The organism is Parapedobacter sp. GCM10030251, from assembly GCF_042666505.1.
Lineage (GTDB): Bacteria > Bacteroidota > Bacteroidia > Sphingobacteriales > Sphingobacteriaceae > Parapedobacter.
This window is the reverse complement of the sequence record NZ_JBHTDN010000002.1, coordinates 599,410-610,874: the sequence shown is the minus strand read 5'-3', so window position 1 is coordinate 610,874 and position 11,465 is coordinate 599,410. Positions and strand designations below refer to the sequence as shown.

7 protein-coding genes are annotated in these 11,465 nt (G+C 49.2%); all 7 read left to right on the top strand.

The annotated features are described in order from the left end of the window. Positions 1-18: 18 nt before the first annotated feature. The 7 genes from ACFQRK_RS08305 (at position 19) to ACFQRK_RS08275 (ending at position 11,465) form a co-directional block, all read left to right on the top strand. On the top strand, positions 19-1,737 hold the full coding sequence (locus ACFQRK_RS08305; protein ID WP_379005487.1) for a RagB/SusD family nutrient uptake outer membrane protein: 1,719 nt from the start codon (positions 19-21) through the stop codon (positions 1,735-1,737). Positions 1,738-1,755: 18 nt separating this feature from the next. Next, a complete protein-coding gene (locus ACFQRK_RS08300; protein WP_379005485.1) occupies positions 1,756-4,884 on the top strand; it encodes a SusC/RagA family TonB-linked outer membrane protein in 3,129 nt (1,042 codons plus the stop codon). Between the two features lie 18 nt (positions 4,885-4,902). Beyond that, complete coding sequence (locus tag ACFQRK_RS08295) at positions 4,903-6,387, top strand: RagB/SusD family nutrient uptake outer membrane protein (protein ID WP_379005483.1); 1,485 nt, start codon at positions 4,903-4,905, stop codon at positions 6,385-6,387. A 46-nt stretch (positions 6,388-6,433) separates the two neighbouring features. Further along, the gene (locus tag ACFQRK_RS08290) at positions 6,434-7,792 is read left to right on the top strand and encodes a DegT/DnrJ/EryC1/StrS family aminotransferase (protein WP_379005481.1); all 1,359 of its coding nucleotides are present in this window, start codon (positions 6,434-6,436) and stop codon (positions 7,790-7,792) included. A gap of 19 nt (positions 7,793-7,811) precedes the next feature. After that, positions 7,812-9,119 carry a hypothetical protein gene (locus ACFQRK_RS08285; protein WP_379005479.1) on the top strand — a complete coding sequence of 436 codons (1,308 nt, stop codon included), beginning with the start codon at positions 7,812-7,814 and terminating at the stop codon, positions 9,117-9,119. 5 nt (positions 9,120-9,124) lie between these two features. After that, the gene (locus tag ACFQRK_RS08280; protein WP_379005477.1) at positions 9,125-10,411 is read left to right on the top strand and encodes a BNR-4 repeat-containing protein; all 1,287 of its coding nucleotides are present in this window, start codon (positions 9,125-9,127) and stop codon (positions 10,409-10,411) included. A gap of 61 nt (positions 10,412-10,472) precedes the next feature. Next, entirely contained in the window at positions 10,473-11,465 is a 993-nt protein-coding gene (locus ACFQRK_RS08275) for a Gfo/Idh/MocA family protein (RefSeq protein WP_379005476.1), read from the top strand.

Genomic DNA, 11,465 nt, shown 5'->3' with positions numbered 1-11,465 from the left:
ACATTACGATTGGTAATCATGAAAACGTATTTAACTGACTTTTTATCGAAATTTTTGTGCCCTGCGCTGGCTCTGTCACTGATATTGTCTTCGTGCAACGACAGCGTATTGGAGGAGGTCCCGTTGGATTTCTTTTCGCCGGACAATTCATTTACTACGGAAGCCGGGGCACTGCAAGGTATTACAGCGCTTCACGATCGGGTGCGTACGGCCTATTACAGCTATACGGAATTTGGAACGATGAACTGGGCAACGCATGGGTCAGATCTGGGGTTTAATGGCGAAATACCGGAAAGAGGGAGCCCATACCTGAATTCGTATCGCGACATGACACCCATTTGGAAGCCGGTCGTCGACCATTGGACCACTGGCTTTAAAATCGTCCAATGGGCCAACGTGTTGATCGATCAGTTGGAAAAGCTGGATCCTTCGGTGTTTGCTGCGGGCGAAGAAGGGAAAAATAGCTATATTGGGGAAGCGCGTTTTTTCCGTGCGTTTGCGTACCGGAACCTAGTTTCAACCTTTGGTGATATTCCCTTGCTAGATCGCCCGGTGCAATCGGCCAAAGCCGACTTCGTGCGGGATCCCGTGTCGTCCATTCACAAACTTATGGAAGAAGACTTCAAGTTTGCGGCTACCTATTTACCCAAACAGGGACAAGAAGCGGCACCGGGGAGAATTACGCAGGGAGTGGCTTGGCATTACCTAGCTGAAACGTATTTGGAACAAAAAAATCCGGAAGCGGCAGTTGAGGCGGCTTCGCAGGTGGTAGATGGATACCATTACAAATTAATGACCGAGCGCTTTGGAAACCGGTTAGGTAACGATTATCTGGGGTCTGGCGATGTTTACTACGACCTCTTTGGGTATTCCAACCACAACCTCGCTAACAATACGGAAGCGATGTGGGTAATCCAGATCGAACCCAATGTAACCGGGGGAAAGCAAATCTCGTCGGCTTATATTTACGGGCCCCGTTATTTTGACATCGGACTTACTCCCGATGGAAAGAAAGCCATTCTCGGAAAATTATACAATGGAAACTATACCGGTTATAACGATACGCTGAGTAGACCGACAGGTAATGCAAGGGGTACGAATTTCGTCCACTATTACATGTGGGAAGGGGAATGGAACACCGACATCCGGAATGCGAAACATAACATAAAACGGGATTTCTATTTTGATAACCCGGAATCCGCTTACGATGGCCATAAAATAGATTTTAGCTTGTATACGAATCCGAAAAGGTCAAACCCGATGCTGGATACCTGTAAGATTCTGTTTCCTACCTTCATGAAATTCCATGATCCGGGTAATTATTTCGTTGATCCCGGGCGTTCCGGCGGTGGGGTTACCCATAAAGATTGGTATGCGCTTCGCTTCGCAGAGACGTTGCTGCTCCGGGCTGAGGCCTATCTGGGTATCGGCAGGCCCGACTTAGCGGCAGAAGATATCAATAAGATACGGAACCGCGCACATGCCACGCCGGTTTCGGCGGCAGACGTGGACATCGATTACATCTTGGACGAACGGGCGCGGGAATTGTATGGCGAAGAGTGGCGGCTTATTGCATTGCGCCGAACGGGGAAACTGATCGAACGTGTACGGAAGTATAACGACAATCCGATGTGTCCCGGAGCACACATTGAAGAACATAACGTATTATGGCCTATTCCCCAAAGCCAGATCGATTTGAACATCGACGCTGACTTTCCCCAAAATCCCGGGTATTAAAGAACAAATTCAATAGTTATGAGAAAAGTGCATTATTTCCTTTTACTGGCGAATCTAACCACATTCAGCGCCTTCGCTTTGGATGATCCGATTCCGACAGGCAGTACCGGTAATCGGACAGTCAAGGTCGAAAACGGGTCGCAGCAGACCGTGTCGGGCGTTGTCCGGGACGCTACGGGGGCTGTTTTGGAAGGGGTGAGTGTTACGGTTAAACGAACCGGTTCAGGAGTGGCTACCAATGAAGAAGGACGGTTTAATCTAGAAGGTGTTGGGGCTACGGATGTTTTGGTATTTCGAAGTGTTGGATATCAGGATCTGGAAATTGAGATTGGAGGAAGGACCACCATCGATGTGGTCATGGAAGCCGATGTGGCGGGCTTGGACGAAGTGGTGGTGGTGGGTTATGGAACCCAGCGAAAGAGTTCCGTGACGGCCGCGATTTCCAAGGTGGAAAACAAAAATCTGGATCAGATTCCGGTAGGACGCCCGGAGCTCGCGTTGGTTGGCCGATTGGCCGGTGTTAACATTTCCAATACACGAAGTAATCCCGGTTCGGCACCGATTATCCGCGTGCGTGGCTCGGGATCCATTTCAGCCAGCAATGATCCGTTGATTGTGATCGACGGGTTTCCGGGAGGAAGCATGGGTAGTGTAAACATGAACGACGTGGAGTCTATTGAAGTCTTGAAAGACGCATCTTCTGCGGCCATTTACGGCTCTCGCGGTTCTGGTGGTGTCATCATCATCACGACCAAAAAGGGAAGAACCGGAAAACCACAGCTTCAATTAAATGCTTATGCGGGGGTGGCTGAGGCTTTGGGGCACGACGATTGGATCACAGGCGATGAATTTCACGATTATGTAGCCCGTTACATGAACCGGGAATATGCTTGGCAGGGTGGCGATGTATCGATACCCCTCTGGGGAGATGAGCGCCGTCCGCCGAATTTCCGCGTCAATCCCGTAATTCGTGAAGGAAATTACGTGTGGGAAGATATTTTATTGCGTACCGCCCCCACGCAAAATTATAGTTTGTCCGTCCGGGGGGGCACGGACGACGTAACCTATTATATTTCCGGGACCTATCGCGATGAACAAGGTACCTTATTGACCACAGGCTATAAAACCTACGCTTTTCGGGCCAATGTGGATGCGAAGCTTGCGCCTGGAGTCAAGGTAGGTATCATGGTGAGTCCCAATTGGGCGGATCGGCGGACTTCACCTGTAACCATGGAAGCGATTGTGAAAACCTCACCGTTTGTTTCGCCTGAACCCTATCCTGATGGTTCCTATCCGCGACCATTGGATTATTGGGGTAATTCAGTGTCTGGACAAACCAGCCCATTGGCAACGTTGTACGGTACATTCAATACGTTGTCTTCTATGAATAATGTAGGAGAAATGTATGCAGAAGCGCAGTTAGCAAAAGGGTTATCCGTCCGGTCGTCTTTCGGGGCCAATATCACCTATAGTATTGATGAAAGATTCCAGTCGGCTTCTGCCACATCCAATGGACTGAACTCCGGGTCGGCTCGCGAACGTAGATTTCTTAACCTGCTTAACGAAAACGTACTGCGATATACCAACGATTTTGGAGGAGACGACGACTTCAACGCCATTCTGGGAGCCTCTTTCCAAAAAGAGACTTCCCGCGATGCACAACAGACTGCGGTGGCGGGAAGCTTTAATAACGAAGCCATCCGCACATTAAACAATGCGATCATTGATCCATCCCGGTCGTACACTTCGAAGTCACGGTGGGGGCTTATTTCGTATTTCGGACGCGTAAATTACGCGTACAAAGGAAAATACCTGTTGTCAGCCTCTTTCCGTACGGATGGCAGCTCTCGGTTCGGACCGGATAACCGCTGGGGAAATTTCCCTTCGGCATCCATCGCCTGGCGGATTTCACAGGAGGACTTTATGCAGGGGAACACGGTGATCAGCGAACTCAAACCCCGGATTAGTTATGGTGTGGTCGGTAATTTCAACATCGGCGACTTCCGTTACCTCGGCACGATCAATGATGTCTATTATTCGCCCGACGACGTGCTGACTAAAGGCTGGGCGCAAAACGCCATTGGGAATGGTGGGTTGCAATGGGAGCGGACGGAAAGCTACAACGTCGGATTGGATCTGGGACTGTTTAACAACCGATTGACGGTGGCAGCAGATTACTACCAAAAGAAGACGACCAACCTATTGTATGATGTTTCGGTGCCGTCCATTTCGGGTTTTCCGACCGCATTGGTCAACGTTGGGGATGTCCGCAATACCGGTTTTGAAGTTGAATTGAATTCCCAAAACTTAACGGGCGCTTTCAAGTGGTCGACGGCGTTTAACCTTTCGAGGAACAAAAATGAAGTGGTCGACCTGGGTGGCGTAGACGAGGTTATCAACACACACACCAGGGGAATGTCCTGGATTCTTCGGAAGGGAGAACCGATGTTTTCTTTCTATGGATACAAATTAGCCGGTGTGTTGGTCGACGAAAACGACGTGGCCAACTCGCCTATCATGGATGGGTCGAAACCAGGGAATACGAAATATGCCGATGTGAGTGGGCCTGACGGTGTGCCCGATGGGAAAATCACGCCGGATGACCGGGTGATCCTAGGCAGTTACCTGCCGAAAATGACGTTTGGTATGGTGAACGACTTTTCCTGGAAGAATTTCGATTTAAGCATCGCGATGCAGTCGGCTATTGGCGCAAAGATGTATAACCTCGAAAACTTATACTATCAGGGTGCTACCGTAAGCGCCATCAGGCGTTCGTTGGTGGAGAACCAATGGTGGTCGCCATCAGAACCTGGTAACGGCAAAGAGCCGGCTACTGCGCTTAGCCAGTTGGCCTGGGTATCAAACAGCGATTACTACCTGGAGGATGCTTCTTTTCTGGCCATCCGCAATTTGAATTTCGGCTATATGGTGCCGCAATCGTTCTCAGAGCGGTATAAAATTAGCAATTTCCGGCTTTTTGCTTCCATCAGCAACCTGCTGATGATCACCAAAAAAGGCTTCCATGGGTATAATCCGGAGGGGTTTACGGGAGACGAAAGCAACGGGATAAGAAGTATGCCCGGATTTAATAACGGCTCGGAGCCGATCAATCGGGTATACACGTTTGGCGTGAATGTAATTTTTTAAACCCATAACAAACGCATCATGACACGAACAATAGTGAAGCAATTGACCAAAGGCGTATTGTTGGCGGTCTTTCTGGCCTTCGGGGCCTGTAACAGTATTTTGGAGTTGACCCCTGAATCGGAATTGACGGAGGCTAACTTTTTCAAGACCGCGGCCGACATGGATGGCGCTGTATTGGGTATTTACAGTAATTACCAAGCCCGGTTTCCCCGTGATTGGACCATTTCCGAAATGTTGTCGGACAATACCTATCGTACGGGGTATTTTAATATCGGCGGTATCGATGAATTGAATAATTTATCGATTACCTCGGAGAATCCACTTTTCGCTAGCTTTTGGCAAAGTGCTTATCAAGGTATCTTTCGAGCGAATTCCGTAATTTTTTATATTAATAATCCCACGGATTATGCAGAAAACCAGCAAGCGCAGCTCACCGGCGAAGCGCTTTTTATGCGAGGGCTTCTCTATTTCGATTTGGTGAAGGTGTTTGGGGGTGTTCCATTGGTCACGTCCAAACTTACGGTGGAGGAGACCTATACTGTGCCGCGGTCGTCCGAAGCGGATGTGTACCAGCAGATTACCGCGGACCTGAAGCAGGCGATCGACCTGTTGCCGGTAAAAGCGGAAATGCCCACAGGTCGGACGAGTAAGGAAGCCGCGGTTTCATTATTGGCAAAAGTATATGTCTACCTAAAGCAATGGGATGAGGCGAAAACGTACTTGGATAGGGTCGAGGGATTTGATTTTCGATTGGAACCTGAGTTTAAATCGCTTTGGTCGGTCAGTTCGGAAAATAACAGCGAGGTAATTTTTGCAATGAAATACCTGGATGGTGAAAACGGACAACCGCTTTCGACAGATTTCTTGCCCTATTTTGGGGTAACGGGCATCTCATCGCGTGGAAATGAAAATATTTTCCCTACGTGGAGTCTTTATAAATTGTATGAGGATGAAGACAGCCGAAAAGCGGAGACCATTACGCCCTATTGGAAATCACCGAACAGTCCACCCGCCGAACCTGCCGTATGGTATCCGTATGTAAGCAAGTTTGCCGTCCAACACACCCCCAACAGCAGCGGACTGGATTTGCCGGTGTTGAGGTATGCAGATATAGTGTTGCTGAAGGCGGAAGTATTGTATCGCCTTAACCAACCTGATTTGGCACTGATCGAACTTAATCGGATCAGAGAACGCGCCTTCGGAAATGAGGATCATCATTACACCTTGGCTGATATTGCGACCGAAGACGCTTTTTTGGATAAGCTGTTGCTGGAACGGCGATTGGAATTTGCCTTTGAGAATGAGCGGTGGTTTGATTTGGTTCGGACCGGACGATACATGACCGAATTGAAGTCGGTTGAACGGTATTATAATCCGTCTGACGGTTCTGTCCAGACCGTGCAGTTAAATCCGCAGGAACATCATCGGTACATGCCGATTCCACGGAGCCAGATTGATCTGGTGGGACCGGATGTGCTGCAGCAAAACGAAGGATATAACTAAAGAGTCATTAACTATATGAGAAGCAGGAGGATCGTGTATTATGGATATGTCTAGAAGAAAATTTATTGCCAGTAGTTCCGTATTGGGAGCCGGAATGGTCGCCTCTCCGATGGTTTTCGGTAGGCAGCGTTCGATGACTGGTAAGCCGGCCGTTCTAGGGGGACAGCCAATGTTTGCTCAAAAGGAATGGCCGAGGTGGCCGATGTGGAATCCAGCCACCGACGAAAAGCATGTCTTAGAGGTGCTGCGAAGTGGCGTCTGGTCGCGCGCTCAGGTGACCCAGCGTTTTGAGGAAGCGTGGGCAAAAACGATTGGCACAGAACGGTGTTTAACCGTAGTCAATGGCACAAACGCTTTGATTACAGCGATGACCAATTTTGGTGTAGGACCGGGAGACGAGGTTATTCTCACGCCGTATACATTTATTGCGGTGCCCCTGGCTGTTCTAGCCGTTGGGGCGATGCCCGTATTTGCCGATGTGGAGCTAGAAACCTTTCAAATCGATCCTGCCCAGGTAGCTAAAAAAATCACGCCCCGGACCAAGGCAATCCTTCCGGTGCACATTGCAGGGGTCGCGGTTGATATGGACCGGATCATGGCGCTGGCTAAGCAACACAACCTGATTGTTATTGAGGATGCATGCCAGGCACATTTGGCAGAGTACGACGGTAAGCGATTAGGTTCTATTGGTCATGCAGGATGCTTCAGTTTCCAGAATTCGAAAAATTTACCCATTGGCGAAGGGGGTGCGGTTGTCAGCAACAATGGCGAATTTATGGATCGTTGTTATTCCTATCATAATTTAGGGTTGCCATATGGGTCGATGGTGGGTGTCGTATCCGCGAGCAGTGTCTTGGCCGGCACCAAAATCAGGCTTACGGAGTACCAGGCGGCTATCGGCTTGGCGTTGATGGAACGCTTGGAGGAAGAGACCGTAAGACGTGACGAAAATGCCCGGTATCTAAGTAGTCTATTGAGCGAAGTACCGGGTATTTATCCGATGAAATTATACGAGAAGGCGAACAAAGGAGCGTACCATCTGTATCCGTTCCGCTACGTTGCAGCTGAGTTTGGCGGATTGTCCCGGGATCGCTTCCTGAAAGCATTGCGTGCGGAAGGTGTTCCTTGCAGCAGTGGCTACGCGGTACTGACCGATAAACCTTACTTAAAAGATGCATTGGATTCGCCGCTTTACCAACAGGTGTATCCGAAGGAACAGGTGGATTTTGATGCGTATATCGCTGCGAACCGTTGCCCGAATAACGAAACGCTCTGCAATGAACAAGCCGTTTGGTTTACCCAAAACCTGTTACTGGGTCCGAAATCAGACATGGAAATGATAGCAACTGCCATAAAACGGATACATGAACATACCGGACAACTGGCAACCGGAGGAAATAAGTAGGAACGAATAACTGTACAGAATGATGATAACTATGGACCGTGCCGAGAAGCAGGGAGAACTAATTGCCCAAAAATATAATTCCGGATTCCCGCACGCACACGATACCTACAACGCAATCTCAAGAGCGAGCAATGGCAAAATTTACTACATCCTCTCGTCCGAACGGATAGATGAAGGAGGGAAGATGTATGCTTACGATCCCAGATCGGATGAAATTACCTTTTTAGCAGATCTTACGGATATATGCGGAGAAGCCGGACAAGATGCGGTGGTACAGGGGAAATCGCATGCCCGTTTTTACGAATACGAAGGGAAACTGTATTTCAGCACGCATGTTGGCTACTATCAGCTAATCGATGGGATGGACAGGTTGCCCGAGAATCTACCCGAAGGAATAGACCCATACCCGGGGGGGCATTTTTTAGCCTATGATCCCGATACCGAAGTGTTTGAGGATTTGATTACCGTGCCCGGCGGGGAGGGACTGGTGACAATGAATATGGACGTTGTACGCGGTCAACTCTTTGGGATCACCTGGCCAACCGGACAATTTGTTCACTACGACGTGAAGCGTAGGAAGCTCTACACAAAGGCGTCTACGGCAGAACGCGGAGAGGCTGGTAAGCCGGGAGTTGATTTCAGGACCCTTTGCCGTTCGTTACTCGTCAATCCGGACGACGGACGGGTATATTTTACGGTAGCGGAAGGTGAGATCTTTTGTTATAACCCGGCGGATCAATCGCTTGAGAAGCTTGATATAAATTTAAAGCTTGATTATTTTGGTAGTTACGATCCGACACAGCCCGGAAGTATGGCCTATAACTGGCGCAAAATTTTTTGGTATGCACCTGAAAAAGTCGCGTATGGGATACATGGCAATTCGGGGTATTTATTCCGCTTCGATCCCAATTTGCAGACGGTCGAACTTGTTCAACGGCTGACTTCGGAACCTTCCCAACGCAGTGGCATGTTTGATCAATTCAGCTACGGATATTTGGGCTTCCAGCTCGGACCTGATGGAGAAACGATTTACTATCTGACAGGAGGACCTGTTTATGAAGATGGTAAGCGAATTAAAGGTCAGGACCGCATCGCAAAAGGCGCCTCCAAGGGAGTTGAAAACCTGCATCTCATTACCTATAACATCTCCGGCCGAAAGTATACGGACCACGGCCCGATTTTTTATCCGGATGGCACAAGGCCTTCTTATGTCAATGCGATTGCTGTGGGAAATGACGGGTTTGTGTACACATTGGCCCGGTGTATTCATGGGGGAAACGAAATATCGGATTTGATAAAGATTCCCGACCCGTTGTTTAGTCGTTGAAGTCGATGATCATTCGAAATTTTTTTTCGTTGCTGATCACATGCTCGCTTTTTGCGGCTATCAAGGGGTACGCGCAGCATGCGGGGGAAGGCTACCCGATCGTTTCTCACGATGCGGCATGGTGTTGGTTTTCTGATCCAAGAGCCGTTTACCATGCAGGTGCGCACGAACAGGTCTATTTTGGATTCATCAGCAGTCGGGGAGACGTGGTTATTGGTGCCACTAATTTAGTGACGCAAGTAGTAGATACGTTCGTACTTCACGAGAAATTACAGGTGGATGACCACAACGTGCCTTCGATCCTTGTCCTTCCAGATGGCTATATCGTTGTTTTTTATACCGAACACAATGGGCGTTTCTTTATGCGTAAAAGCAAAAGGCCGGCAGATATTCGTTCGTGGAACGACGAACGGGTAATTCCATTCGGGGGCGATCGCATCACCTATTCTCATCCGGTCATGCTGGCGGACGAACAGAATCGCATTTACGTCTTTTGGCGGGGAAGCGATTGGCAGCAAACATTCGCATATAGTGACGACCAAGGTGATACATGGAGCAATCCGCAAGTGCTCATTGCGAGCGAGGGAACCAAAAACCGCCCCTACCTCAAAGTCAGTTCGGATGGACGGAGCCGGATCGACCTGATTTTTACAGATGGCCATCCCGGCGTGGAACCGACCAATTCGGTTTATCATATGTATTATAAAAAAGGTGCGTTTTTTCAGACCGACGGCCGTTTGATAGCAAACGTGAGTCAGCTGCCCATTTCAAGGGAGTCGGTTGACAAAGTTTACGATGGGATGGAAAATGGTGTGAGAAGTTGGATCGCTGATGTGGCTTTAAGTGACGATGGCAAACCGGTTGTCTGTTATACAAGATTTCCCGAAGATACTGATCACCGATATCACTATGCGGTGTGGGACGGTAGCAGATGGGTGGATGAGGAAATCTGCAAAGCAGGGAGGTGGATGCCCCAGGTGGCCCCAGGTGAAGCGGTTAGGGAACCCCATTACTCAGGGGGCATGGTTATGGATCACGGCGATGTGGACAATGTATATCTATCGCGTGAAGTAGATGGTCGCTTTGAATTGGAGCACTGGCAGAAAGAACGGACTGGATGGCAAACCACGCCACTTACTGCGCATTCGTCTACCCATAACGTGCGACCTTATGCCGTAAAAATGCCGAAAGGCAAGCCACCGGTTGTCTTATGGATGACGGGCCATTACAACCACTATACAAAATTTGACACGATGCTGCGCATTTATTTGGATAACCAAGAAAAAGAATAGGTAAGTTTAAACGCTTTTTAGGGAGTTACAATCGCCTCAAGCGGAATTAAATATTTAGAACATGGATAGAAGAGAATTTATATTGAACGCATCTTTGGCCACTGCGGGGATGGGATTGGGGATTCATACAGGAAATGCCGCCGTCAGGCAGGAGGCGGCACCGGGAAAGCGTGTCGGAATCATTGGCTTGGATACGTCACATAGCATGGCGTTTACCAAAGGATTGAACGACGCTGCCAGTGAATTGAGCAATTCCGGATATCGGATCACCGCTGCGTACCCCTATGGGAGCACGATCGAAATCAGCACCAGTCGTATCCCCGGCTACATCAAGCAGATTCAACCCTATGGGGTCAAAATTGTCGACTCGATTCGCGCCCTGTTAGCCGAAGTGGACTACGTATTGTTGGAAACCAATGATGGCAATCCCAGGTTCGCGCAGGCTAAGGAAGTCATCGACGCCGGTAAGCCTGTATTTATTGATAAGCCTGTGGCCGCTTCGCTGGAAGATGTAGAGAAAATCTACCAGTTAGCAGAAAAGCGAAACGTCCCCGTTTTTTCAACATCATCATTGCGGTACATGAGCACCATCCAAGATGCCATCAACGGCAAAGTCGGCAAAATCCTGGGTGCCGATACGTACAGCCCCGCGACGCTGGAACCGCATCACCCTGATCTGTTTTGGTACGGAATTCATGGCGTCGAATCGCTGGTTGCGTTGATGGGAGTCGGTTGTAAGGAGGTGAGCCGCATCCATACCGAAGGGACCGATATTGTGGTGGGTACTTGGGCAGATGGCCGTATTGGTACGTTTCGGGGTACGCGCACCGGCAAGCATACGTACGGGGGGACGGCTTATGGAGAGAAAGGGGATCTGACGTTGGGTCCTTACAACGGATACGATACCTTGTTGAGTAAGATTATTGAGTTTTTTGACTCCGGGCAATCTCCTGTAGATGCAAATGAGACGTTGGAAATTTATCGGTTTATGACGGCGGCGGATCTCAGCAAGGCTCGTGGGGGTGCTAAGGTTGCGTTGTCGGAGCTTGACTAA

Bases quoted from the DNA above. Each gene is read 5' to 3' on its own strand.
- ACFQRK_RS08290 (WP_379005481.1), top strand. From the start codon at position 6,434: ATGTCTAGAAGAAAATTTATTGCCAGTAGTTCCGTATTGGGAGCCGGA.
- ACFQRK_RS08305 (WP_379005487.1), top strand. From the start codon at position 19: ATGAAAACGTATTTAACTGACTTTTTATCGAAATTTTTGTGCCCTGCG.
- ACFQRK_RS08295 (WP_379005483.1), top strand. From the start codon at position 4,903: ATGACACGAACAATAGTGAAGCAATTGACCAAAGGCGTATTGTTGGCG.
- ACFQRK_RS08275 (WP_379005476.1), top strand. From the start codon at position 10,473: ATGGATAGAAGAGAATTTATATTGAACGCATCTTTGGCCACTGCGGGG.
- ACFQRK_RS08280 (WP_379005477.1), top strand. From the start codon at position 9,125: ATGATCATTCGAAATTTTTTTTCGTTGCTGATCACATGCTCGCTTTTT.
- ACFQRK_RS08285 (WP_379005479.1), top strand. From the start codon at position 7,812: ATGATGATAACTATGGACCGTGCCGAGAAGCAGGGAGAACTAATTGCC.
- ACFQRK_RS08300 (WP_379005485.1), top strand. From the start codon at position 1,756: ATGAGAAAAGTGCATTATTTCCTTTTACTGGCGAATCTAACCACATTC.